The organism is Curtobacterium phoenicis (genome assembly GCF_047238015.1).
In the GTDB taxonomy this organism is placed as follows: Bacteria; Actinomycetota; Actinomycetes; order Actinomycetales; family Microbacteriaceae; genus Curtobacterium.
The window spans coordinates 2076199-2100787 of record NZ_JBDFLZ010000002.1; the positions used below are offsets into that span (position 1 = coordinate 2076199).

The following is a 24589-nucleotide window of genomic DNA, read 5'->3' on the forward strand; positions in this document are numbered from 1 at the left end:
CCGTCCGGCGCATGACGTTCCCCGTCCTCGGGTCCGCCGCCCCCGTCGGCGACGCCGCGGCCGAGGTCCGCGGGCACGCCGCGGGCTACGCGGCCGGGCTCCGCGCCGCCCAGGCGGAGACCGCCGCGCTGCACGCCCGACTGCAGGCCGAGCACGACCAGCGTCTGGCCTCGCTCACCGCCGACACCGTCCGTCGCGTTGCCGTCCTCGACGCCGCGACGAACGCCCTGCTCTCGCAGGTCGTGCCGGTCCTCCGTGACGCCGAGGCGTCGCTCGCGGACGCGGCCCTGGACCTGGCCGAGGCGGTCGTCGGGTACGCGATCCGTGCCTCCAGGCCGACGGACACCACCGACGCCGGCCGGGAGGCACCGTGCGCGTCCGGCGCGGAGGCCACCGTCCTGCGGGCGCTCGCCTCGGTCGACCCGACGGTCGCGCTGCGTGTCCGGGTCAGCGTCACCGACGCGGAGCGGGTCGCCGACCTGGACACGGTCGTCCCCGTCGTCGGCGATGCGTCACTCTCCGACGGGGACGCCGTCGTCGACCTGCCGGACGGGCTGCTCGACGCCCGCATCGGGGCCGCGCTCGACCGCGCCCGCGAAGCCCTGGGCGGTGCCCGGTGACCACGACGATCCTCCGACCGCGGCTCCTCGACGACGCCGTCACCCGGGCGCGGCCCGTGCGGCAGGGCGTCGTGACGAGCGCCGTCGGGCTCGGCCTCACGGTCGCCGGACTCGACGCCCACGTCGGCGAGGTCGTCCTCGTCGGTGCTGAAGGGGCACCGCAGACGGCCGTCGAGGTCGTCGCGACCGATGCCTCGGGTGTGCGGTGCATGCCGCTCGGTCGGCTCGTCGGGGTCACCGCCGGCACGCCCGCCCGGCCCACCGGTCGCCCCGTGCTCGTCCCGACCGGCGCCGGGCTCTTCGGGCGGGTGCTCGACGGACTCGGACGACCGATCGACGGCCGCGGTCCGCTGCGGGGTGCCGACGGCGAGCCCGTCGGCACGGTGTCGCTCGACCACCCGACGCCGAACGCCATGGGCCGAGCGCGCATCGACACGCCGATGCAGCTCGGTGTCCGCGTGCTCGACACCCTGACGACCGTCGGCCGTGGGCAGCGCATGGGATTGTTCGCCGGCTCCGGCGTGGGGAAGTCCTCGCTGTTGTCGATGATCGCGCGGGGGAGCGACGCCGCCGTCAACGTCATCGCCCTCGTCGGGGAGCGCGGCCGCGAGGTGCGCGAGTTCCTCGAGGACGACCTCGGGGCCGAGGGCCTGGCTCGCTCGATCGTCGTCGTGTCGACGTCCGACGAGCCCGCCCTCATGCGCCTCCGTGCGGCGTTCGTCGCCACGCGCATCGCCGAGTCGTTCCGTGACGCCGGCCAGGACGTCGTGCTCATGATGGACTCGCTCACCCGGGTCGCCATGGCCCAGCGTGAGATCGGCCTGTCGGTCGGGGAGCCGCCGGCGACGCGGGGCTACCCGCCGTCGACGTTCTCGGTGCTCGCCGGACTGCTGGAGCGAGCCGGTACCGACCGGGTCGGCAGCGTCACGGGGCTCTACACGGTGCTCGTGGACGGCGACGACCACAACGAGCCGATCGCCGACGCGGCACGCAGCATCCTCGACGGGCACGTCGTGCTCGATCGGAAGCTCGCCGTCACCGGACACTTCCCGTCGGTCGACGCGCTCGGTTCGGTCTCACGTGTGGCCTCGAAGGTGACGTCCCGCCAGCAGCGGGACGCCGCCACCGCGCTCCGGAAGGTCATGGCCGCCCGACGGGCCGCGCAGGACCTGCTCGACGTCGGCGCGTACCAGCGGGGGACGAACCCGCTCGTGGACGCCGCGGTCGACCACCAGGACGCCATCGACGCGTTCCTCCGGCAGGGCATGGACGAACGGGTGACCGCGGCCGCGTCCTGGGACGCCCTCGGCTCCCTGGTCCGCACGCTCGGTGTCGGGGGTGGTGCCTGATGGCCAGGAAGTTCCCGCTCGCCGGGCTGCTCCGGCTCCGGCACGCGGAACAGGACCGTGCGGCCGCCGGACTCGCGACCGCGAACGAGCGGCTCCGCGACGCCGCCGACGCCCGGGTCGCCGCTCGCCGCTCCCTCGCCGACCACGCAGACGCGCAGCAGATCGGGGACGCCGCGACGCTCAGCGCGGTCGCCGCGGCCCGGGCCGCCACGCGCGGGATGCTCGAGGAACTCGACGCCGTGGTGCAGAGCCGGCGGGCAGAGGCCGACCGCGCGCAGGACGCGTACGGCACCGCGCGCCGTGCCGCCCTCGGGCTCGAGAAGCTCGAGGAGCAGCACACCGTCGCCGCCACCGCGGAGGAGCTCCGCGCCGAACAGAACGCCCTCGACGAGATCGCGGCACGGAGCCGTGCGGAAGGTGGTGCCCGATGAGCGTGGACGCCGTGCTCTCCCGGATCTCCGAGATCCAGGGCCAGATCGACGCCCTGCGGACGGGGACGGTCGACACGACCTCGTCGACCGGCTCCGCCGCGTCCGCCGACGCGTCGACCGCGTTCGCCGACGCCCTCGCCACCGCGAACGGCACGGGCACGGGATCGACCACCGGCGCCGCAGCTGCCGACCTCACCGCTGCCGCCGGGCTCGCCGGGGCCAAGCCCGCCACCTCGGTCGACGCCGGGAAGGGCACCCTCGCCACCGGCAGCGGGGCGACCGGAGCGGACGTCGTCGCCGACGCGAAGAAGTACCTCGGCGTCCCGTACGTCTTCGGCGGCACCACGACCGCCGGCATGGACTGCTCCGGCCTCGTGCAGACCGTCTTCAAGGACCTCGGCGTCACCATGCCGCGGGTCGTGCCGGACCAGGCGGACATGGGGGTCCCGGTCGGGTCGCTCAAGGACGCGCAGCCCGGAGACCTCATCGTGCCGAAGGGCGAGCAGCACATCGTCATCTACGTCGGCGACGGGAAGGTGCTGCACGCGCCGCGTCCGGGCAAGGACGTCCGGATCGTCGACAACTGGTACTCGGACGCCGACATCGCCACGATCCGCCGCATCGTGCCGTCCGCCCAGGACGCCGCACGGACGGCAGTCGGCGGCAGCGCCGGCGCCGCGGGCTCGGGCACCGCGGGGTCCGGGACCGATCTCCAGACCGCCGCACTGATGGCCCTGATGCAGTCCGGGAGCGCCGCATGAGCACGATGATCGCCACCACCACCACCACCACCACGCCGTCGTCGGTCCCGACCGGACGGACGGCGTCCGCCGGTCCGGGTGACCGCGGAGCAGCGTTCGGCGACGTCCTCGCCGGCTCGCGGGTCGTGGCGGGAGCAGGCGCTCGTTCCGGCCGCCACGACACCTCGGAGGCAGCACCACACCACGGCGCGACGAGCGTCACGGAGGAGCGCCGAGGACGCGACGGGGTCGACGCCGGGGGATCCGCGGTCGTGGGGTCGCGCGAGCACGGAGCAGCCACCGGCCACGGTCCGGGGGCCTCGGACGGTGCTGCCGTCGCCGTGGACGCGACCGGCACGACGCTCCCGGCCCCCGCGAGCAGCACGTCCACCGCGGGCGCGGTGCCGCTCGCAGTCCTGGCGGTCGGACCGGTGCTCACGACCGAGACCCCGAGTGCCCCGTCGACGTCCTCGGCCGTCCCCGCCACGGACGGACACGCCATCGGCGGCACCGACACCGTGAGCGACGCCGCCGCGGCCGATCAGCTGGGCGGGACACCGCTCGCATCCTCGACCCTCGCCGGTGTGGCCGCCGCCGGTGTGGCCGCCGCGGTCGGGCCGCCCACGAGCGACCGGCCGACCGGCGCCTCCGCGGGCGCCGCGAACGCCGCGGGCGCACCAGTGCACGACGGCGCGCAGCCACCGACGGCTGCCACGACCGTCGGTCTGGTCGCGCCGGCACCCGGCACGGCGGCCGCAGACGGCTCGACGGGGCCGGGCACCGCACCGGCTCCGGTCACGACGGCGGTCGTCGCGTCCCCGACGGCGGTCACCGCGCCCGCGACGGCGGCGCCGACGGCTGCGCACACGGCCGGGGACGACCCCACCGCGTCCGTGTCCGCGTCCGCGGCCGCGCCAGTGTCCGCGACCGCAGCGGAGTCCGCGACCGCCGCGACGTCCGCGAGTGCGGCGGGGTCCGCGACCGGAGCGCTCACCGCTCCGACGGCACCGACGCGTTCCGAGCCGACGGCCACCGGAGCCGACGGCGACGCCGGTCAGGGCGCCACCGTCGCACCGGCGGCCGTGAGCAGCGGACATGCCGGAGGGACCGGCACCGGCACCGGCACGGATCGACGGCCGAGCGCCGGGGCCGAGCCGAGCCTCCAGGCCGTCGACGGTGCACGCACCGGAGCCGCACCCACGGCGTTCCCGACCCCCTCGACCACCGGACCGACGGCGGCTATGCCGTCCGGAGCCGCGACCGCGAACGCCGCCCCGGTGACGTTCACCCAGCAACTCGCGCGGCCCGTGTTCACGCTCGCACACGCCGGTCCGGGGGAGCACCTTGTCACGGTGCAGGTGACGCCGGACACGCTCGGGCCCGTCACTGTGCGCGCCCACGTGTCCGCGCACAGCATGCACGTCGAGCTGTTCGCGCCGTCCGATGCGGGACGCGAAGCCGTCCGCCAGATCCTGCCGGACCTCCGTCGCGACGCCGCCGGCACCGGGCTGTCGACGACGCTCGACCTGTCCTCGCAGAACCACCCGGACTCCGCCCCGGGGCGCGACGAGCGCCCAGCGCCCGGCCCGCAGGTGCTCCGTCAAGGCCGGGAGGCGCGACCCGAGCCCGCAACGCACCGCACCCCGTCCACGACCACCGTCCGCACCGCGGGCCTCGACGTCCTCGCCTGAGCGACGGCACGAAAGGACCACACCATGCCCCTCGACGGCATCTCCGGCTCGGTCGACCAGGCCACGCAGGCCGCGGCCCTCGCCGCGAACCAGTCGTCCTCCAGGTCGCAGACGATGGACTCCGAGGTCTTCATGAAGCTGCTCGTCACGCAGCTCCGGAACCAGGATCCGTCCTCGCCGATGGACACCAACCAGATGATCAGCCAGCAGACGCAGCTCGCGATGATGGAGCAGATCACCAACCAGACCACGACGGGGAACGAGAACTTCTCGCTGCAGATGCGGATCGCCGCCGCGAACCTCGTCGGGAAACAGGTCAGCTACACCGACGCCACCACGGGGAAGTCGATCGAGGGGACCGCGACAGCGGTGTCGTACGCGGGAAGCGTTCCCACGGTCACGGTGGGTGGGAAGGAGGTCGACCTCGACGTGATCTCCGGCATCACGACCGCCTCCTGACCCACACTTCCCCTTCTTCTTCCTCGGTACCGCGGTACCTCCACGAAAGGACGCACCATGCTCCGCTCGCTCTACTCCGGCATCTCCGGCCTCCGTTCCCACCAGGAGATGCTCGACGTCACCGGCAACAACATCGCCAACGTCAACACCGTCGGCTTCAAGTCGTCGTCGACGGTCTTCCAGGACACCCTGTCTCAGATGACCCAGGGCGCCGGTGGTCCGCAGACCGGCATCGGTGGCACCAACCCCGCGCAGATCGGCCTCGGCGTGCAGGTCGCCGGGGTGTCCACGAACTTCGCCCAGGGGTCGGCGCAGGCCACCGGCAAGGCCACCGACCTCATGATCTCCGGCGACGGGTTCTTCGTCACCCGCCTCGGCAACGACACCGTCTACACGCGCGCCGGCGCGTTCGACTTCGACGCCGACGGTCGCCTGGTCTCCTCGGACGGCAAGATCGTCCAGGGCTACCCGGCCGTGAACGGCGTCGTCAACGCCAACGGCCAGCTCGGTGACATCACGCTGCCGCTCGACGCCGCAGCTCCGGCCGTCCGCACCACGACCGCCGCGCTCACCGGCAACCTGCCTTCGGACACGGCCGTCGGCGACACCGTCACCCGTGACGCCACCGTGTACGACGCCACCGGTGCGAAGCACACCATGTCGATCGCCTACCAGCGCACCGCCACCGGCTGGGACGTCACCGCCACGAACGGGCAGGGCGCCACCGCCAGCTCGTCGATCACGTTCGGCGCCGACGGCAAGGTCGCGTCGGGCGGTGCCCTCACCGTCGGTGGCATCGCCGTCGACATGTCGGACCTCACCGGGTTCGCGACCCTCAACACCGCGACGATCTCCTCGCAGAACGGTCACGAGGCCGGGTCGCTCCAGGGCTACTCGATCTCCAAGGACGGGACGGTCACGGGCACGTTCTCGAACGGCGCTTCCCTCGCCCTCGGCCGCATCGCCCTCGCGACCTTCGCGAACCCGGCAGGCCTCGAGAAGACCGGGGCCTCGGGCTACCGCGCGACCGCGAACTCCGGCCAGGCCTCGATCGGCGGCCCGGGTTCGGCCGGCGTCGGCTCGCTCGCGGCGGGGACGCTCGAGATGTCGAACGTCGACCTGTCGCAGGAGTTCACGAACCTCATCGTGGCGCAGCGCGGGTTCCAGGCGAACGCCCGCATCATCACGACCTCGGACGAGGTGCTGCAGGAGCTGACGAACCTCAAGCGCTGACGCGCCTGAGCACCTGCCACGTCGTGACGAGGGGACCCTGTCGGAACCGGCAGGGTCCCCTCGTCACACCTGGGGCTGGTCAGAGCTCGCCGAGCACCTTCCGCCAGGCCGCCGTGAGCGTGGCGTACTCGTCGTCGGCGATGAGGTCGCGGACGCCGGTCGCGAGCACCGCGGACCGGACCGCTTCCTCGGCTCCGGAGCGGTCCCGCAGGTGCGCGTCCGAGTGCCGGACCGCGCGGCCGGCCTGCTGGGCGGCCTCGATCTCCTCGACCCGACCCGCAGTGCCGGCAGCGTCGAGCGCGTGCTGCCAGGCGGCGACGAGGTCGGCGTTCGTGACCATCCGTCCGTCCGCGCCGCCCTGGATGGCGAGCGACGCACTCGGTTCGGGCACCACGATGCCCTCGTCGGCCTTCCAGGTCACGTCGAGTGCTTCTGCTTCCTCGGCGGTGATCCGCCCTGCGCGCTCGATCATCGTCTGCAGTGCAGCGTTGCTGGTGTCGTCCGACACGGTGTCCTCTCCGACCGACGCCCTCGCGCGGTCGGGTCCATCCTGCCGGGTGCCGGTCAGGCCGTGCCCAGGGGCTGCACAAGTGCGGACGCGGGAGCGTCCGCTCCCTGTTCGTCCACCGAGGCGACCGCACACGGGGTTCGGCTCGTCGGCCCACGACGGGCCGACCGCAGCGCGGCAGCGCGGCAGCGCCGCGGTGACGTGGTGGCGACGGCCGTCAGGCCGCGACCCAGGCGCTGCGGACCCGCTCGATCTGCTCGTCCTCGGTCATCCCCGTGACGTCGAGCACGAGGTCCACGGCCGGAGGGGTGGCGGTCGTCCGGTGGAGCAACGCGAACTCCTCGTCCGTGATGAACTCCGGACGGGTCGCTGCTCGTGCGCGGGCCTCGTCGACGGAGATCGCCAAGTGCACGACGAAGCACCCCGGCAGGTGTGCGCGGTACACGGGCAGGACCTCGGCGGTGACGACGTCGGAGGCAGTGACGTCGAAGCCCGCCCCCGCGAGGTTCCGCGCAAGCGCCGCGGTGTTCCGGGCAGCCAGCTCGTGCTGCGCCGTCCCTTCCGTGCCGGACCACAGTGTCGCGGCACCGGCGACGACCAGCTGCCGGATGTCGTCGCCGTCGATGTAGGCCCCGCGCTCCCGTTCCGCGGCGAGGGCCCGCGCGCAGGTCGTCTTCCCGACGGCCGGGCCCCCGGTGAGGATCAGTGGTCGCACGGTCGCGTCCTTCCGTGATCCCGAGCGATCACGATCGGGGTCGAGGGTCGTGGGCGTGGTCCGGGTCGGCCGCGAACGCCCGCTCGTAGATGTCGTACACGACGGCGGCCTCGGCGTCGTCGTAGCGGAGTCCGTCCTCGCCCCGCACTGCACGCGCCTTCGCCTCGGCGTAGATCTGCCGGTCCTCGGGGTGGTCGCACAACCACGCCACGAAGAGCCGGTGACGCTGCGGCTCGACGGCACCCGGCCCCCAGACGTGGAGGTTCGTGTTCGGCTCGCCGAGGGTGAGCTGCCGGTGTGGATCACCGGCGATCGCGTCGCGGAAGAGGAGGCGGAACCCGACGGCTTCGAGCTCCGGCAGCCAAGCACCCTCGTCGAGCACGTCGGGTACGAGCAGGTCGACGTCGATGACCGGCTTCGCGGTCATGCCCGGTACGGCCGTGGAGCCGGCGTGCTGGATGCGGTGGTCGGCGCCGAGGGCCTCCGTGACGAGGTCCCGGACGTGCGAGTACGAGTCGCGCCACCCCGGGTCGTACGGTTGCGGAGACCCGGGCTCCGTCTGTCGGAAGGCCACCGTTGAGACTGTCGCGCGGCGTTGCTCCCGGCGGCGAACGGGCGCCCGAGGGGGTGTTCGGTCACGGTCACGTCCTCGAGCGGTTCGGCGACGGTGCGTGACCCGTGTCGATGTGCCGACGCAGACCCTCGCGTTCGTCGTCGTCGAGCGGCGCGAGGGGGTACCGGGTCAGGTCCTCGCGGAACTCGTACCCGTCGTCGGCGCGACGCGGGATGACGTGCAGGTGTGCGTGCGGCACGCCCTGGTCGGCGCTGGCACCGTTCGACATGAGCAGGTTCGTCCCCGTCGTCACGTCGCCGAAGACCGCCCGCACGCTGCGGTCCGCTCGTTGCGCGAGGAGTGCGACCTCCACGACCTCCTCCTCGGTGAGCGAGCCGAGGTCCTCGGCATGCCGCCGAGGGAGGACGAGGACGTGTCCGCGGTTGATGGGCTGACGGTCGAGCACGACGAGTGCGCGCTCACTGCTCCCGACGACGTCGAACGAGTCGTCCGCGATGTTGCGGCAGAAGGTGCAGTCGGCTCCGACCATGGCTGCGACGGTACCGGCCAGGAGGCGCGGGTCGGCTCCGACGCGCGGCTCGCCGCCGGCACGGCGTCAGTCGGCGTGCGCCTCGAGGAACCGGTACACCTCGCCGTCGTCCACCCCGGGGAACCGACCGGTCGGCAGGGGAGCGAGGACATGCTCGCCGAGCTTCGCGCTCGGCCAGGCGACGTCCCTCCACTTCGCCTCGAGCGGTGCCGGAGGGCGCCGGCAGCACGACGGGTCGGGGCAGTTCGACTGCCGCCGGACGGTGGTGTCCCGTCCCCGGAACCACTGCGCGTGCGCGAACGGCGTGCCGAGCGTGATGGAGAACTCGTCGTCGTCGGTGCCGGTCTGCACACTGCACCAGTACGTGCCGTTCGGCGTGTCCGTGTACTGGTAGTGCTCCCGGGAGCGGTTGCGGTCCTCGAACGCCGTCCGGGATGCCCACTTCGCGCAGACGACCTGCCCGACGATCCCGCCGTCGGTGTCGGTGGGGAACGTGATGCCGTCGTTCTCGTAGCCCTTGACGATCGCGCCCGACCGTCGGACCCGGACGAAGTGCACGGGCAGGTCGAGGAAACGGGTGGCGAGCGTGGTGAACCGGTGCGCTGCCGTCTCGTGCGTGACGCCGAACGTGTCGCGGAAGTCCTCGAGGGCGATGTCGCGCCGGGACTTGGCCTGCTGCAGGAACGGCACGGCGGCGTCACGCGGGACGAGGCACGCCGCGGCGAACGCCGTGATCTCGATGCGCTGCCGCAGGAACTCGGCGTAGTCGGCGGGCGGCCGGTGCCCGAGCACCACGTGCGCGAGCGCCTGCAGCGCCAGGCTGCGCAGGCCTCGCCCACCCGGGGTCGCGGCCGGGGGCAGGTAGATCACCCCGTGCTCGCGGTCGGTGATCGTGCGGGAGGACGAGGGCAGGTCGTCGGCGTGCACGAGCCGGAAGCCGAGCGACGACGCCAGGGCGGCGACCGTGTGGTGCATGAGCGGCCCTGGTGGGCGCTCGACCGTGGCGAGCAGGTCGGCAGCCTGGTCCTCGATGTCCTCGTAGTAGTTGTCGGACGACTGGCCCTGCAGTCGCAGTGCGATCATCGCCTCCCGACCGGCGGCCTGCGTCACGGCGGACTCCTGCACACGCCGCTCCAACGCCTCGTGCAGCGCGACGACGCTGGCGAGGACGTCGTCGGGCAGGCTCCTCCGCACGTCGATCCGGGGCAGGTCGAGCCGGGCCGCGAGCGGTGCGTCCTGGTACGCGGCGAGCGCGAGCTCCAACCGCGCCCGCTCGGTCGGCGGGGTCGACGACGTGAGGGTCGAGACCGGGACGTCGAGCGCTGCCGCGATCCGGGCCAGGACCGAGACCTTCGGTTCCCGGAGCCCGTTCTCGATCATCGAGAGGCGGCTCGGCGCGAGGTCGGTGGCGCGACCGAGGACGTCGAGGGTCATCCCGCGCGTCGTCCGCACGTGCCGGATCCACTGCCCGAGGAGTCGCTGCGGGCCGTCGTCGTGGGACATGTCGTCACTCTTCCTCGAGTGTGAAGAACTGCCGTTCTTCTCGGTCTGGTCGCGAGCATAGCGCGCGTCCGGCCCCGCATGCTGAGGAGCACGACCACCGTAGGGCTCGACGAGGAGACCAGCATGACGATGACCGACACGACCCGTGACCGCCGCTTCGGTGACGCCGAGACGGGCCCGATCCCCACCGCCGACGCCCACCGGCACGCGCACCCACCGGTCCCCGCCTGCTCGAGTGCGGAAGTCCCCGACGGCGCGCACCGGCACGGGCTGGCCAACCGCGAGCTCGCGGACTGGGTCGTCCGCACGGCGCTGCTGACCCGTCCGGACGAGGTCGTCTGGTGCGACGGATCCGAGGCCGAGTGGACGCACCTGACGAACCGCATGGTGGAAGAAGGCTCGCTCATCCGCCTCGACCCGGGTCTTCGCCCGGACAGCTTCCTCGCACGGAGCACACCGGACGACGTCGCCCGGATGGAAGACCGGACGTTCATCTGCACGAGCGACCCGGCCGACGCCGGTCCGACGAACAACTGGCGCGACCCCCGCGCGATGCACGCCGAGCTCAACGGCCTGTTCGCGGAGTCGATGCGCGGTCGGACGATGTACGTCGTCCCGTACTCGATGGGTCCGGTCGGCGGCGCGATCTCGCAGCTCGGGGTCCAGGTCACCGACTCCGCCTACGCCGCCGTCTCGCTCGCGATCATGGCCCGGGTCGGGGACGACGCGCTCGAGCTCATCGGACCCGACACGAAGTGGGTCGCGGGCGTGCACAGCGTCGGGTACCCGCTCCGGAACGCCGACGGCACCCGGCGCCCGGACGTCGCGTGGCCGAGCAACCCGACGAAGTACATCTCGCACTTCCCGGAGGAACGCGCGATCTGGTCGTTCGGCTCCGGCTACGGCGGCAACGCGCTGCTGTCGAAGAAGTGCTTCGCGCTGCGGATCGGGTCGACGATCGCGCGCGACGAGGGCTGGCTCGCCGAGCACATGCTCCTGCTCAAGCTCACCGACCCCGCCGGCCGTGCGTTCCACGTCGCCGCGGCCTTCCCGAGCGCCTGCGGCAAGACGAACCTCGCGATGCTCCAGCCCACGCTGCCGGGCTGGCACGTCGAGACGATCGGCGACGACATCGCCTGGCTCCGGCCGGGCGCGGACGGGCGGCTGTACGCGATCAACCCCGAGGCGGGCATCTTCGGTGTCGCTCCGGGGACGTCCGTCGCCACGAACCCCGTCGCGATGGACACCATGCGGAAGCGGACGATCTTCACGAACGTCGCCCTGACCCAGGACGGCGACGTCTGGTGGGAGGGCCTGACCGACGAGCCGCCGGCGCACCTCATCGACTGGCGGGGTGAGCAGTGGACGCCGGCGTCGGGCACACCCGCGGCGCACCCGAACGCCCGCTTCACGAGCCCGATCGAGCAGTGCCGGACCCTCGCCGACGACTGGTACGAGCAGGACGGCGTCCCGGTCGACGCGATCCTCTTCGGCGGTCGCCGAGCGACGAACGTGCCGCTCGTGGTCCAGACGGACAGCTGGGCGCACGGCGTCTTCGCCGGGGCGACCGTGTCGAGCGAGCGCACGGCGGCGCAGGAGGGCACGGTCGGTGAACTCCGCCGCGACCCGTTCGGCATGCTCCCGTTCGTCGGCTACGACATGGGGTCGCACTGGCAGCACTGGCTCGACGTCGGCGAGGCGCTCGGTCCGGACGCTCCGAGGATCTTCCAGGTGAACTGGTTCCGGAAGGGCGAGGACGGCGCGTTCCTCTGGCCGGGCTTCGGGGAGAACGCCCGCGTCCTCGCGTGGATCGCCGACCGGGTCGCGCACCCGGACGCGCCGACCACGCGCTCGACGCCGCTCGGCGCGGTCCCCGCGGAGGGTGCGCTCGACGTGAGCGGTCTCGGGCTGTCGGGGCCGAGCCTCCAGGCCCTGTACGACGTCGACCCCGTGAGCTGGCTCGAGGAGGCGGACCGGACCGAGGCGTTCTTCGCCTCCCTCGGACCGACGGTCCCCGCCGCGGTGCGGGCGCAGCTCGCGGCGCTGCGGGCGCGCCTCGAGGCGGCGGCGACCGAACGCGGTGAGGCGGCGACCGAGCGCGGCGTGACCGCGTCCGTCGGGGTCGCGGCGTGAACCGCGCGGGCACCGACCGGGTCTTCGACGAGTGGGTCGACCGCGGATCGGTCGCCGCCGCGATGATCCCGATCATCGACGGACTCCACCGGCGCCACAACGTGGTGACGACGATCCACGGTCGGCGCCTCGTCGGCCGTTCCGTCAACGAGATCCTCAAGCTGCACCGGTTCGCACGGCACGTGGACGGTGTCGAGCTCTCGCCGCACGAGGTCCTGCCGGTCCTGCACGCACTGACCAGGCTCGACCTCGGGCCCTCGGTGGTCGACGTCGCCGCGTGCAACGCCGGCTTCCGTCGGCAGGACACGCTCGGCCTCGACGACCACCTGCGGCTCGTCCTCGCGGACGCGGTCGGCAGCGGTCCGTACGCGGCTGCGCCGCGGGACGTGGTCATCGCCGGCTTCGGTCGCATCGGCCGACTGGTCGCGCGGATCCTCCTGGCCCGGTCGGGAGGCGCGTACGGCCTCCGCCTCCGAGCGGTCGTCCTGCGCTCCATCGGCCCGGAGGACCTCGTCAAGCGGGCGAGCCTGCTGCGACGCGACTCCGTGCACGGGCCCTTCGACGGGACGATCACCGTCGACCCGGACGGGCAGAGCATCACCGCGAACGGGACCGTCATCCGGTTCATCGCAGCGGCGTCACCGTCCGAGGTCGACTTCACGGCGTACGGGATCGACGACGCGATCGTCGTCGACAGCACGGGCGCGTCCACCGACCGGTCGGCGCTGTCCGAGCACCTCGCTGCTCCCGGCGTGTCCCGTGTCCTCCTCACCGCACCGGCGTCGGGTGACGTGCCGAACATCGTGCACGGGGTGAACGACGCCGCGATCGGGGACGAGCCGGTCCTCGCCGCGGCCTCCTGCACGACGAACGCCGTCACACCCGTTCTCGCCGCGCTGACCGAGCAGTACGGGATCGAGCACGGGCACATCGAGACGGTCCACTCGTTCACGAACGACCAGAACCTCACCGACAACCACCACCGAGGACCCCGGCGGGGCCGCTCGGCGGCGCTCAACATGGTGCCGACGAAGACCGGGGCCGCACGGGCCGTCGCGAAGGCCTACCCGCCGCTCGCGGGGAAGCTCACCGGCAGCGCGATCCGCGTGCCGACGCCGGACGTGTCGATCGCGGTGCTCACGCTGACGCTCGGCACCGGTGTCACCCGGGAGGCGCTCAACGCGTACCTCCGTGAGGTCTCGCTCCGCTCGGCCCTCCGCAGGCAGGTCGACTACGTGGAGTCGCCCGAGGTCGTGTCGAGCGACTTCCTCGGCTCGCGCAAGGCCGGCGTGGTCGACGGGCTGGCGACGATCGCGGACGGTGGGCGGCAGGTGGTGGTCTACGTCTGGTACGACAACGAGTACGGCTACAGTCGGCAGGTCGTGCGGGTGCTCGAGACGATGAGCGGGCAGCGGACGCCGTCCCTGCCGGCAGCGGCGACGGCGTCGGAGACGTCGGCTGCGGTGCCCGTCGTGCTCACGGTCTGAGCCGCCGTCGAACCGCAGAACCGACGTCGAACCAGGTTCAGCCCCTGCTTCGACGTCGGTTCCGTGGTTCGGCGCACCCGTACCGACCTCCACCGCACCGCACCACACCGAACCCGGCGCGAGCCCCTCAGCTCACCTGGCCCGACCGGGCGCCCGACCACAGGTCGACGTCGAGCACGCCCACGGAGTGCTCGTCGATCGCTCGGAGCTCGTCGTCCGTGAAGGTCAGGTTGCCGAGCGCCGCGACGTTCTGCTCGAGCTGCTCCACCCGCGACGCGCCGATCACGAGCGACGTCACCCGCTCGTCGCGCAGCGCCCAGGCGAGCGCGAGCTGCGCGAGGCTCTGACCACGCGCGGCCGCGACGTCGTTCAGCGCCCGCAGGTGGTCGACGACCTCAGGGGTCAGCGACCCGGCGTCGAGGGACTTGCCGGCCGCCGCGCGCGAGTCCTCCGGCACCCCGTCGAGGTACCGCCCCGTGAGCAGCCCCTGCGCTAGCGCGGTGAAGCCGATGACGCCGAAGCCGAGCTCGCCGGCGGCGTCGAGGAGCCCCTCGTCCTCGATCCACCGGTTCAGCATGGAGTACGACGGCTGGTGGATGAGGAGCGGGGTCCCGAGGTCGCGCAGGATCGCCTGGGCCTGCCGGGACCGCTCGGCGTCGTACGACGAGATGCCGACGTACAGCGCCTTGCCCTGCTGGACGGCGGTGTGCAGCGCACCCATGGTCTCCTCGAGCGGCGTCGAGGCGTCGAGCCGGTGCGAGTAGAAGACGTCGACGTAGTCGAGGCCCATCCGCTGGAGCGACTGGTCGAGCGAGGCGAGCACGTACTTCCGCGAACCGCCGCCCTGCCCGTACGGCCCGGGCCACATGTCCCACCCGGCCTTCGTCGAGATGACCATCTCGTCGCGGTACGGCCGGAAGTCCTCGCGCATGAGCCGGCCGAAGTTCACCTCGGCGGCGCCGTAGGGCGGGCCGTAGTTGTTCGCGAGGTCGTGGTGCGTGATGCCGAGGTCGAACGCGCGGCGGCTGACCGCCCGCTGCGTCTCGAACGGCTTGTCGTCGCCGAAGTTGTGCCAGTACCCGAGCGAGAGCAGGGGCAGGTCGAGGCCGGAGCGGCCGGTCCGGCGGTAGGGCATGGAGTCGTAGCGGTCGTCCGCGGCGGTGTAGGACATGCTCCCGAGCCTACGGACGCCGCGCTTCGCGCGTCGCGCCCCCTCGCGGGACGGACGGAACGCCCTGGGCGTGGCCACGGCCGGACGGGAGGCCCGTGGCGGCGCCGCCACGGGCCTCCCGTCCGGTGGTCACCGCGTCAGCGGTGGCGCCTCATGCGAGCTGCGTGGTGGTCGCGTTGACGAGCCACGTCGTGCCGAAGCGGTCGGTGAGCATGCCGAAGGTGTCGCCCCACGGCGCCTGGGTGAAGGGCTCGATGATCGTCGCACCCTCCGACAGGGCGTGCCACCATCGGGTCAGCGCCTCGACGTCGTCGCCGCTCAGGGACACCGAGATGCTGCTTCCGGAGTCGACCGGGTGGTCAGCAGGGGCGTCCGAGGCCATCAGGACGAGACCGCCCCCGATGTCGAGCTGGCCGTGCATGACCTTGTCGGCGTCGTCCGGACCCACGTCGGCGCCCATCTCGCGGAAGGTGCCGATCCGGAGGTCCCCGCCGAACACCGAGTGGTAGAACTCCAGCGCCTGGCGGGCGGAGTCCCGGAACCCGAGGTAGGGGTTGAGGTGGACGGTCATGGCGTTCTCCTTCGAACTGCGCGGACGACGGCGCCCGCTCCGCCACCATGGTGACAGAGCGGGCGCCGGGTCGGGAAGGGGTGTCAGGCGGCCATCGGGCCGTACCGCTTGTGTCCCTTCACGTCGAACCGGTCGAGCATCATGAGCTTGTCCCACACGGCGACGAAGTCCCGCACGAAGCGCTCCTGGCCGTCGCTGCCGGCGTAGACGTCGACGATCGACCGGAGCTGCGCGTTCGACCCGAACACGAGGTCGTGCCGGGACGCGGTCCACCGTCGCTCGCCCGTCGCCTGCACGGTGCCGGCGAAGACCGTCTCGCTGTCGTCCGTCTTCGTCCACACCAGGTCGGTGTCGGTCAGGTTGACGAACCAGTCGGTCGACAGCGTGCCGACGCGCCCGGTCAGCACGCCGACGTCCGAGCCGTCCCAGTTGGTGCCGAGGACCCGGAGGCCACCGGTCAGCACGGTCCACTCCGGCGCGGTCAGGGTCATCAGGTTCGCGCGGTCGAGGAACACCTGCTCGAGCGCGACGCCCGGGGCGAACTGCTCGAACCGCTCGGAGCGGAAGTTGCGGAACCCGTCCGCGACCGGGCGGAGCCACTCGAACATCTCGATGTCGGTGAGCTCCTGCGTGGTGTCGACCCGGCCGGGCGTGAACGGCACGGTCACCTCGACGCCGGCGGCACGGGCGGCGTCCTCGACCCCGACGCAGCCGGCCAGCACGACGAGGTCCGCGAGCGACACCGACGGGTGCTGGTCCTTGATCCGCTCCAGCGCCTCGACCACCGGGACCGTCCGGCGGTTGACCGCCCAGTCCTTCTGCGGGGACAGGGCGATCCGGCCGCCGTTCGCACCGCCGCGCTTGTCGCTGTCGCGGTAGGTCGACGCGGCCGAGTACGCGGTGAACACGAGGTCGGAGGCGCTGATCCCGGCGGAACGGACCGCGGCCTTCAGCGCTTCGACGTCGGCGTCGCCGATCGGGGCGCCCTCGGCGTCGGGCAGGGGGTCCTGCCAGAGCAGGTCGTCCTGGATCGTGACCTCGGGCCCGAGGTACCGGAACTTCGGACCCATGTCGCGGTGGGTGAGCTTGTACCAGGCCTTCGAGAACGCCAGCGTGAAGGTGTCGAAGTCGGCGAGGAACTTCTCGCACACCTTCCGGTACTCCGGGTCGACCTTGAGCGCGATGTCCGAGGTCATCATCATCAGCGCGTGCGTCTGACCGGGCACGTGGGCGTCCGGCGTGCGCGGCGCATCGGGGTCCTTCGGCGTCCACTGCAGCGCGCCGGCGGGACTCTTCGTCTGCTCCCACTCGTGCCCGAACAGGTTCTCGAGGTAGCTGTTGTCCCAGCGGGTCGGGTCCTGGGTCCAGCTGCCCTCGATGCCGTTCGTCGACGTGTACTCGGCGTTCCCGGTGCCGCGCGGGTTGTGCCAGCCGAGACCCATCTGCTCGATCGGGGCGAGCTCGGGCGACGGGCCGATCTCGGCCGCGGGTACCTGACCGTGGCTCTTGCCGAACGCGTGTCCGCCGGCGATGAGCGCGACGGTCTCCTCGTCGTTCATCGCCATGCGCGTGAAGGTGATCCGGATGTCCCGGGCGGAGCCCATCGGGTCGCCGTTCGCGTACGGCCCCTCGGGGTTGACGTAGATGAGCGCCTGGTGCGACGCCGCGAGCGGGCTCTGGAGGTCGTAGTCGTCGTCGCCGTTCTGCCCGTGCCAGCGCTCGTCGCGGGAGACCATCTCGTCCATGCTGTGCACGTCGTGCGGGTTCCACACCTCCGGGCCCCACCACGTGCCGTCGTCCGGCTCCCACGCGTCGAGGCGGCCGCCCGCGAAGCCGTACGTCGGCAGGCCCATGAGCTCGAGCGAGCAGTTGCCCGTCAAGACCATGAGGTCGGCCCAGCTCAGGGCGTTGCCGTACTTGTGCTTGATCGGCTGCAGCAGGCGGCGCGACTTGTCCGTGTTGCCGTTGTCCCACCAGCTCCCGATCGGCGCGAACCGCTGCATGGCCGTGCCCGCACCGCCCCGGCCGTCCGCGATGCGGTAGGTCCCGGCGGCGTGCCAGGCCATACGGATCATCTGGGGGCCGTAGTTGCCGTAGTCGGCCGGCCACCAGTGGACGCTGGTCGTGAGGAGCGTCTTGATGTCTCGCTTCAGCTCCTCGAGGTCGATCGTCGCGAACGCCGCGGCGTAGTCGAACTCTGCGCCGAGCGGGTCCGCGTCCACCCCGTTCCGGTGCAGCGCATCGACGCGGAGCCGCTGGGGGTACCAGTGCTCGAGCGTCGGCGACTGGCCGAACGCCCCGCCCAGGTGGTCACCGCCCGCCGGGAGCGACCCGCCCATGTGGTAGCTGCAGGTGTTCGTCTCGTCGTGTTCCATCGATCCTGTTCCCTATCCCTTCCAGACGGACACGGCCCCTGCGTGTCCGATGACGACGACCTCGATGAGCGAGCCGATCCCGGCTGCGATCAGGAGGACCGGTCCCACGATGCCGACGGCGCGGACGAGCCCGCGGCTGTCGACCCGTGCGACACCGAAGCGCTGCCACGCCCACCAGAGGGTGAGCAGCGCGAAGACCGCGACGGACCACGGCAGCAGTCCGTCGGCGAGGTGCGTGTGGCGCTCGAGCAGTGCGGTCTCCTTCTCGTGCTCTTCCAGCCACTCGCCCGACTGGGTCGCGAGCGGCACGGAGACGAGCGCGACCAGACCGATGATCGGCGCGCCGACCGCGAGCCAGCGGCGTGCCGCGGGCCAGGCGGCGACCGCGACGGCCGCGAGCGCGGCGACCGGCACGGCGACGGAGGTGAGGTGGACGAACAGTGGGTGGAGCGGGATGCCCCCGTACTGCCAGTTCATCGAGAGCCCTTCCAGGTTCCGCGCCGAGCGACCTCGGCGTCCACGGCCACTGAACCCGCTCGACGGGCCGCCCGCCCGTGAGCAGGCCGGTCACCGCACTCGGACATCGTTCGAAAACACACACGAACGCGTCGTCGACGGCGTGGTTGTCTGGCGGACGTGACCGACACCGACACCGAACACCACGACGGCGAGCCGCACGCCGGCGGCCTCTCCTCCAAGCTCAACTGGCTCCGCGCCGCGGTGCTCGGCGCCAACGACGGCATCGTGTCCACCGCCTCGATCGTCGTCGGCGTCGCAGGGGCCTCGACCTCCGTGCCGGCGATCGCCACCGCCGGGGTCGCGGCGCTCGTCGGTGGCGCGGTGTCGATGGCGCTCGGTGAGTACGTCTCGGTGAGCAGCCAGAGCGACAGCCAGAAGGCGCTCATCGAGAAGGAGCGCAAGGAGCTCGCCGACGACCCGGAGACCGAGCTCGAGGAGCTGACCCGTCTGTGGGAGGCCCGTGGGTTGCAGCGGTCCACGGCCGAGCGGGTCGCCGCCGAGCTGACCGAGCGGGACGCCCTCGCCGCGCACCTGTCGACCGAGCTCGGGATCGACGAGGACGAGGTCGTCAGCCCCTGGCACGCGGCCTTCGCCTCCGCCGCGTCGTTCTCGGTCGGTGCGCTGCTCCCGCTCCTCGCGATCCTCCTGCCGCCGGACGGCGCACGGATCCCGGTCACGTTCGTCGTCGTGCTCCTCGCGCTCGCCCTGACCGGAGCGACGAGCGCACGGATCGGCGGCGGCTCCGTCCCACGCGCCACCGTCCGCGTCGTCGTCGGCGGCGCGATCGCCCTCGCCGCGACGTTCCTCATCGGATCGCTCCTCGGGACCACCGGCGTCGCCTGACGCAGGCCCTGACGGTGACCGCCTGGAGGCCCGGTGCCGGTTCGCCGGACCGGCACCGGGCCTCCAGGCGGTCGCGTCACGACCACCCGCCCAGCGCGACGGTCGTCGGATGCGGCACGATGTGGGTGGAAGGGACGGTGCATGGCGGAGATCCTGGTGGTCGAGGACGACCCGGAGATGGGTGCGCTGGTCGAACGCGGACTGCGTGACGAGGGGCACGCGGTCACCCTCGTCACCGATGGTGTCGCCGCGCTCGTCGCTGCACGGGCCGGCGCGTTCGACGCGGCGGCGATCGACGTGATGCTCCCCGAGATGACCGGGTTCGAGGTGTGTCGTCGCCTGCGGGAGATGGGCGAGGACTTCCCGGTCGTGCTCGTCACCGCCCGGGACGCCGTCGACGACCGGGTGTTCGGGCTCGACTCCGGAGCCGACGACTACCTCACGAAGCCGTTCGCGATCGCGGAGCTGAACGCGCGCATCCGTGCACACCTGCGGCGTCGTGCCGCCGGCACGCCGACCGTGGTCGAGGCCGGAGCGGTCCGGCTCGACACCGTGGCCGTCCGCGCCACCGTCCGCGGCCGTGACCTTCCGCTGAGCGTCAAGGAGTTCTCGCTGTTGCGGTTCCTCGTGCAGGGCGTCGGACAGACCCGGTCGCGCAGCGAGGTGCTCGACGAGGTCTGGGGGAGCGCGGAGCACTTCGACCCGACGATCGTCGACCAGTACGTCAGCTACGTGCGGAAGAAGCTGCAGGCCGCCGACGCCGACGTCGCGATCCGCACCGTGCGCGGGGTCGGGTACGCGCTCGACGTCGTGGCGTCGTGACGGGCTCGTCGTGAGGCTGTTCCGGCGCTGGTCGATCCGTGCGCGGATCACGCTCGGCAGTGTGCTCGTCGGCGCGGTCGTCCTCGTCGCGAGTGCCGTCGCCCTGCACGTGCAGATCGACCGAGCGTCGCTGGAGACCGATCGGTCGCTCGCGATGAGCGACGCGGCGCCGTTCGTCGCCGACCTCCGGTCGAACCCGGGCGAGGCTCCGGACCGTCCGACCGAGGGACTGCTCGTCGGCATCCGCTCGTCCTCCGGGTCGTGGGTGCTCGACCGGCTGCCCGACGGCCTGCGGGACGCGCTCCCGCGGACGGTGGAGCACGAGACGACCCTGCGGCTCGCCGAGCACGGCCACCGGACGACCGTCGTCGGGATCCCCGTGCGCAACGACACCGGCTCGTACGTCGTCTGGGCCGCACAGGACGGTCGGGCCGGACACGAGACCCTGGAGCGCGTCGACCGGTCGCTCGTCGTCGGGACGGTGCTCGCACTCGCCGCGTTCGGGGGGACGGCGTGGCTGCTGACGACGCTCGCGCTCCGACCGGTCGGCCGGATGCGGCGGACGGCCGAGGCCATCAGTTCTGGCTCCTCGGACGGACACCTGCCGGAGGGCCGGACGGACGACGAGCTGGCCGGCCTCGCCCGGACGTTGAACGCCTTCCTCGACCGACAGCGCGAGAACGCCGAGCGCGAGCGGCGCATGGTGTCGGACGCGAGCCACGAGCTGCGGACCCCGCTCGCCGCGCTCACGGCGCGGCTGGAGCTCGCCCACCGGTCCTCCGGCGACGCGGCCGCCCTGGAACGCGAGCTGAGCGCGGCCGAGGCGGACGCGGCACGGCTGGTCGCGCTCGCGAACACGATGCTCGAACTGAGCCGGCTCGACGAACAGGGGCCCGCGCCGTCCACCGCTGCGTCCGACCTCGTGTCGGAGCTCATGGCCTCGATCGACCGGGCACGTGCCATCGACGCGATGGGCCCGCGAGACGTCGACTTCACCGCGGACGTCGACGAGCCCGAGGCTCGCTACGGTCTCGCAGCGGCGGCCTTCGCCCGCGTGGTCGACAACCTCGTGGCCAACGCGATCGCGGCGGGCAGCGACGGCGGCGTCGTGCGGGTCGACCTCCGGCAGACCGCGGACGGGACGCTCGTCCTCACCGTTTCGGACGACGGCCCCGGTGTCCCGGAGGCCTTCCTGCCGCAGGCGTTCGACCGGTTCACGCGGGCGGACGACTCCCGGACGGCGCTCGGCGGGAGCGGGCTCGGGCTCGCCCTGGTCCGGGGCATCGCCGAACGTGCGGGCGGCTCGGCAGTGCTCGAGAACGGCGTCGGCGGGGGAGCGGTCGCGACCGTCAGGCTGCCGCCGCGCTGAGGGCTGCGCGCGCCGCGGTCGGCGTGCGCGGCGCGTGCCCGGTGCGTGGCGCGCCATCACTCGAGATCTCGAACGAAGCACCGTGCCCATTCCGGGTTCGCTCATGGTTCCGATGCAGATGCTGGGTGTCACCCGATCAGCTGCTGGAGAGGACCACGACGATGATCGACACCGCCGGCCCTGCCACCCGCCCCCCGGCTCGCCCGGCCGGAGCGAGCGGAGCCCGGCTCCGGCCCGCGCCGTCCGAACCGCTCGCCGCGGCCGCGCGACGGCGTCGCCGTGCGCGCCGTGTCCGCACCGCGATGGCCGACCTGCTCAGCGTGCTCGCCTGGAGCTCGACCGCGTTCGCCGTCGTGCTCTGGCTCGTCACCCCGTCGTCGCGCACGATCACCGGCGTCGGCAGCGTCATCACCGACGCGGGCATCGTCGCCGGGCTGATCGGTACGGACCTCACCCTGGTCATGCTCGTGCTCGCCGCACGGGTCCCGCTCATCGACCGCGTGTTCGGGCAGGACAACGCGATCGCGGTGCACCGGTCGCTCGGCAAGCCCGTGTTCTACCTGCTCCTCGCGCACGGGGCCCTGCTCACGCTCGGCTACTCGGCCGAGTCGGCGACCAGCCCGGTCGCCGAGACGATCGCGCTGTTCTCGACCCCGGACATGCCGCTCGCGTACCTCGCCCTGGGCCTGTTCGTGGTGGTCGTGGTGTCGTCGCTCGTGGCGGTCCGCCGCCGGCTGCCGTACGAGGCCTGGCACGTGATCCACCTGCTCAGCTACGCAGCCGTGCTCGTCGCGCTGCCGCACATGCTCAGCGTCGGCGGGGTCCTGTCCGCCGGTTCGTGGCAGCGCACCTACTGGATCGCGCTGTACGTGCTCGCCCTCGGGCTCATCGCCCTGTACCGGTTCGTCCTCCCGCTCGTCGTGACGTTCCGGCACCGCATCCGGGTCACCGCCGTCGAGCCGATCGCGCCCGGCGTCGTGTCGATCCACCTCGCCGGACGCGACCTCGACCGCCTCGGCGTCCAGGGCGGGCAGTACGGTGTCTGGCGCTTCTGGACCGCGCGGACGTGGTGGCATGCGCACCCGGTGTCGTTCTCGGCGGTCCCCGGCAGCGGACACGCCCGCATCACGGTGCGTGACCTCGGCGCCGGTTCGGCCAGGCTCGGCCGCATCAGCCCGGGCGCCCTCGTGTCGCTCGAGGGACCCTACGGGCTGTTCACGAGCCGAGCCCGCACCGCCCCGTACCTCGCACTCGTGGCCTCCGGCATCGGCATCACCCCGGTTCGGTCGCTCCTCGAGGACACCGACCTCCGACCGGGCGAGGCCACCGTGCTCCTGCGCGGGACCGACGCCGACCAGCAGTACCTCTGGGACGAGACCGCCGAGCTCGCCGCCCGCACGGGGAGTGCCCTGTTCGCGATGGTCGGACGGCGTGCCCACTCGCGGGAGAGCTGGATGACCGAGGACGACGTCCGACGCGGGGTCACCCTGCGATCGGTGTTCCCGCACCTGCTCGAGTCCGACCTGTACGTCTGCGGGCCGAAGGCGTGGTCCGACCTGGTCGTCCGGGAGGCCCGGCTCGCCGGCGTCCCCGAGCACCAGATCCACCAGGAACGGTTCGAGTGATGCGCGGGCGGGTGGTCGCCGGGGGCATCGTCTCCTCGGCAGCGATCCTGGTCATCGGGTGGCAGGTCGGTGCGCAGCCGGGGCTCACGGCCTCGCAACAGCAGGCGACGACCTCGGGCGGGTCGAGCAGCGGCACGGGGAGTGCGGGCAGCGCAGGCGCCGGCACCACCGGCGGCGGGAGCACCGGCGGCAGCAGCTCCGGCTCGACCAGCGGCGGCACAGGCAGCGGCACCGGCACCAGCACGGGTGGCTCGGCCTCGGTCAAGGACGGCACCTTCGCCGGCCAGACCGCGCAGACCCAGTACGGGCCGGTCCAGGTGCAGATCACGGTGTCCGGCGGCAAGCTGACCGACGTCACCGCGCTCCAGCTGACGAACGATGGTGGTCGGTCCGTGCAGATCAGCCAGCAGGCCGCCCCCGTCCTCCGGCAGGAGGCCCTGCAGGCACAGTCCGCGCAGATCCAAGCCGTGAGCGGTGCGACGTACACGAGCGAGGGCTACGTCACGTCCCTCCAGTCCGCGCTGGACCAGGCCGGCCTGTGAGCATCGCGACCTTCGAGACGATGGGCACGGTCGTGAGCATCCGCGGTGCCGATGTGTCCGCAGCGGCCGACGTCCGTCGGGTGTTCGCGGCCTACGACCACCGCTACAGCCTGTACGACCCCTCGTCCGTCCTGAGCAGGATCGCCCGCGGTGACCTGCGGCTGACGGACGCCCCGCAGGAGGTCCGCGACACCTACGCGCTCGCCCTCGAGTGGCGGGACCGGACCGCTGGCGCGTTCACCCCGCACCGCCCGGACGGGGTCGTCGACCTGTCCGGCGTCGTGAAGGCGCTCGCGATCCGCGACGCGGGTGCGGTGCTCGACGACGTCTCCGAGGACTGGCTGCTGAACGCCGGCGGGGACGTCCTGGCACGCGGGCGTCACCGCGGGGTGGCGCCCTGGAGCGTCGGGGTCGTCGACCCCGCTCGACGGGACACCGTGGTCGGGGTCGTCGCGCTCGAGGAGGGCCGACGCGCCGTCGCCACCTCGGGAACCGCGGAGCGCGGCGAGCACGTCTGGCGACGGTCGACGCCGACCTTCGTCCAGGCGACGGTGGTCGCGGACGACATCGTCAGCGCTGACGTCCTCGCGACGGCGATCGTGGCGGGGGACGCAGACGACCTGCGGCGGATCACCGCCGAAGGTGCGGTCGACGTCCTCGCCTTCGACGTGGACGGTGCGGTCTGGGCGACACCCGGCGCTGAGCGGATGGTGCGCTCGACCACGCCGGCCTCCTCCTGAGACCCTCGCTGCCGGCCTGGAGGCACGACTCGCCTCCGCC

At 72.7% G+C, this 24589-nt stretch carries 24 protein-coding genes; 15 read left to right on the forward strand and 9 right to left on the reverse strand.

The genetic code is table 11. The features are described 5' to 3' along the window. Positions 1 to 11: 11 nt before the first annotated feature. The 7 genes from ABC270_RS10065 to ABC270_RS10095 are packed head-to-tail and all read left to right on the forward strand — an operon-like array spanning position 12 to position 6523. Positions 12 to 620 carry a FliH/SctL family protein gene (locus ABC270_RS10065; RefSeq protein ID WP_412880662.1) on the forward strand — a complete coding sequence of 203 codons (609 nt, stop codon included), beginning with the start codon at positions 12 to 14 and terminating at the stop codon, positions 618 to 620. After that, positions 617 to 1969: a FliI/YscN family ATPase gene (locus tag ABC270_RS10070; protein ID WP_412880663.1), complete on the forward strand. Its 1353-nt coding sequence runs from the start codon at positions 617 to 619 to the stop codon at positions 1967 to 1969. Before ABC270_RS10065 ends, ABC270_RS10070 begins: the two co-directional genes overlap by 4 nt. Then, positions 1969 to 2400 carry a flagellar FliJ family protein gene (locus ABC270_RS10075; protein WP_412880664.1) on the forward strand — a complete coding sequence of 144 codons (432 nt, stop codon included), beginning with the start codon at positions 1969 to 1971 and terminating at the stop codon, positions 2398 to 2400. The genes ABC270_RS10070 and ABC270_RS10075 overlap by 1 nt, the downstream gene beginning before the upstream one ends. Then, on the forward strand, positions 2397 to 3161 hold the full coding sequence (locus ABC270_RS10080; protein WP_412880665.1) for a C40 family peptidase: 765 nt from the start codon (positions 2397 to 2399) through the stop codon (positions 3159 to 3161). Before ABC270_RS10075 ends, ABC270_RS10080 begins: the two co-directional genes overlap by 4 nt. Next, positions 3158 to 4831 (forward strand): flagellar hook-length control protein FliK, encoded by a 1674-nt coding sequence (locus tag ABC270_RS10085; RefSeq protein ID WP_412880666.1) that lies wholly within the window; start codon positions 3158 to 3160, stop codon positions 4829 to 4831. Before ABC270_RS10080 ends, ABC270_RS10085 begins: the two co-directional genes overlap by 4 nt. 24 nt (positions 4832 to 4855) lie before the next feature. Continuing rightward, complete coding sequence (locus tag ABC270_RS10090) at positions 4856 to 5290, forward strand: flagellar hook assembly protein FlgD (protein WP_412880667.1); 435 nt, start codon at positions 4856 to 4858, stop codon at positions 5288 to 5290. A 57-nt stretch (positions 5291 to 5347) separates the two neighbouring features. Beyond that, positions 5348 to 6523, forward strand: a complete 1176-nt coding sequence (locus ABC270_RS10095; protein WP_412880668.1) for a flagellar hook protein FlgE — start codon at positions 5348 to 5350, stop codon at positions 6521 to 6523. A gap of 79 nt (positions 6524 to 6602) precedes the next feature. On the opposite strand, the gene ABC270_RS10100 is transcribed toward ABC270_RS10095, so the two are convergent. The 5 genes from ABC270_RS10100 to ABC270_RS10120 form a co-directional block, all read right to left on the reverse strand. Continuing rightward, positions 6603 to 7031: a hypothetical protein gene (locus tag ABC270_RS10100; protein ID WP_412880669.1), complete on the reverse strand. Its 429-nt coding sequence runs from the start codon at positions 7029 to 7031 to the stop codon at positions 6603 to 6605. Between the two features lie 217 nt (positions 7032 to 7248). After that, positions 7249 to 7746 carry an ATP-binding protein gene (locus ABC270_RS10105; RefSeq protein ID WP_412880670.1) on the reverse strand — a complete coding sequence of 166 codons (498 nt, stop codon included), beginning with the start codon at positions 7744 to 7746 and terminating at the stop codon, positions 7249 to 7251. A 28-nt stretch (positions 7747 to 7774) separates the two neighbouring features. Continuing rightward, complete coding sequence (locus ABC270_RS10110; RefSeq protein ID WP_412880671.1) at positions 7775 to 8320, reverse strand: GrpB family protein; 546 nt, start codon at positions 8318 to 8320, stop codon at positions 7775 to 7777. Between the two features lie 67 nt (positions 8321 to 8387). Then, positions 8388 to 8849 carry an HIT family protein gene (locus ABC270_RS10115; protein ID WP_412880672.1) on the reverse strand — a complete coding sequence of 154 codons (462 nt, stop codon included), beginning with the start codon at positions 8847 to 8849 and terminating at the stop codon, positions 8388 to 8390. 66 nt (positions 8850 to 8915) lie between these two features. Continuing rightward, the gene (locus ABC270_RS10120; protein ID WP_412880673.1) at positions 8916 to 10352 is read right to left on the reverse strand and encodes a helix-turn-helix domain-containing protein; all 1437 of its coding nucleotides are present in this window, start codon (positions 10350 to 10352) and stop codon (positions 8916 to 8918) included. A 123-nt stretch (positions 10353 to 10475) separates the two neighbouring features. Here ABC270_RS10120 and ABC270_RS10125 point away from each other — a divergent pair, with 123 nt between their 5' ends. Continuing rightward, positions 10476 to 12485 (forward strand): phosphoenolpyruvate carboxykinase (GTP), encoded by a 2010-nt coding sequence (locus ABC270_RS10125; protein WP_412880674.1) that lies wholly within the window; start codon positions 10476 to 10478, stop codon positions 12483 to 12485. Then, positions 12482 to 13972, forward strand: a complete 1491-nt coding sequence (locus ABC270_RS10130; protein ID WP_412880675.1) for a glyceraldehyde-3-phosphate dehydrogenase — start codon at positions 12482 to 12484, stop codon at positions 13970 to 13972. The genes ABC270_RS10125 and ABC270_RS10130 overlap by 4 nt, the downstream gene beginning before the upstream one ends. 127 nt (positions 13973 to 14099) lie before the next feature. Here the strand turns inward: ABC270_RS10130 and mgrA are convergent, their stop codons facing one another. From mgrA to ABC270_RS10150, 4 genes are all read right to left on the reverse strand, one after another. Then, on the reverse strand, positions 14100 to 15143 hold the full coding sequence (mgrA, locus tag ABC270_RS10135) for an L-glyceraldehyde 3-phosphate reductase (protein WP_412880676.1): 1044 nt from the start codon (positions 15141 to 15143) through the stop codon (positions 14100 to 14102). A gap of 151 nt (positions 15144 to 15294) precedes the next feature. Beyond that, positions 15295 to 15714 carry a VOC family protein gene (locus ABC270_RS10140; RefSeq protein ID WP_412880677.1) on the reverse strand — a complete coding sequence of 140 codons (420 nt, stop codon included), beginning with the start codon at positions 15712 to 15714 and terminating at the stop codon, positions 15295 to 15297. An 83-nt stretch (positions 15715 to 15797) separates the two neighbouring features. Beyond that, positions 15798 to 18089 (reverse strand): catalase/peroxidase HPI, encoded by a 2292-nt coding sequence (gene katG / locus ABC270_RS10145; RefSeq protein WP_412880678.1) that lies wholly within the window; start codon positions 18087 to 18089, stop codon positions 15798 to 15800. Between the two features lie 12 nt (positions 18090 to 18101). After that, positions 18102 to 18566 carry a hypothetical protein gene (locus ABC270_RS10150; protein ID WP_412880679.1) on the reverse strand — a complete coding sequence of 155 codons (465 nt, stop codon included), beginning with the start codon at positions 18564 to 18566 and terminating at the stop codon, positions 18102 to 18104. Positions 18567 to 18725: 159 nt separating this feature from the next. Here ABC270_RS10150 and ABC270_RS10155 point away from each other — a divergent pair, with 159 nt between their 5' ends. From ABC270_RS10155 to ABC270_RS10180, 6 genes are all read left to right on the forward strand, one after another. Beyond that, positions 18726 to 19451, forward strand: coding sequence for a VIT1/CCC1 transporter family protein (locus ABC270_RS10155; RefSeq protein WP_412880680.1), 726 nt, complete (start codon positions 18726 to 18728; stop codon positions 19449 to 19451). A gap of 141 nt (positions 19452 to 19592) precedes the next feature. Continuing rightward, positions 19593 to 20273, forward strand: coding sequence for a response regulator transcription factor (locus ABC270_RS10160; RefSeq protein ID WP_412880681.1), 681 nt, complete (start codon positions 19593 to 19595; stop codon positions 20271 to 20273). A 10-nt stretch (positions 20274 to 20283) separates the two neighbouring features. Further along, complete coding sequence (locus tag ABC270_RS10165; protein WP_412880682.1) at positions 20284 to 21642, forward strand: HAMP domain-containing sensor histidine kinase; 1359 nt, start codon at positions 20284 to 20286, stop codon at positions 21640 to 21642. 161 nt (positions 21643 to 21803) lie between these two features. Next, entirely contained in the window at positions 21804 to 23267 is a 1464-nt protein-coding gene (locus ABC270_RS10170) for a ferredoxin reductase family protein (RefSeq protein WP_412880683.1), read from the forward strand. Beyond that, positions 23267 to 23809, forward strand: coding sequence for an FMN-binding protein (locus tag ABC270_RS10175; protein WP_412880684.1), 543 nt, complete (start codon positions 23267 to 23269; stop codon positions 23807 to 23809). The genes ABC270_RS10170 and ABC270_RS10175 overlap by 1 nt, the downstream gene beginning before the upstream one ends. Then, a complete protein-coding gene (locus ABC270_RS10180; RefSeq protein WP_412880685.1) occupies positions 23806 to 24549 on the forward strand; it encodes an FAD:protein FMN transferase in 744 nt (247 codons plus the stop codon). The genes ABC270_RS10175 and ABC270_RS10180 overlap by 4 nt, the downstream gene beginning before the upstream one ends. Positions 24550 to 24589: the final 40 nt, after the last annotated feature.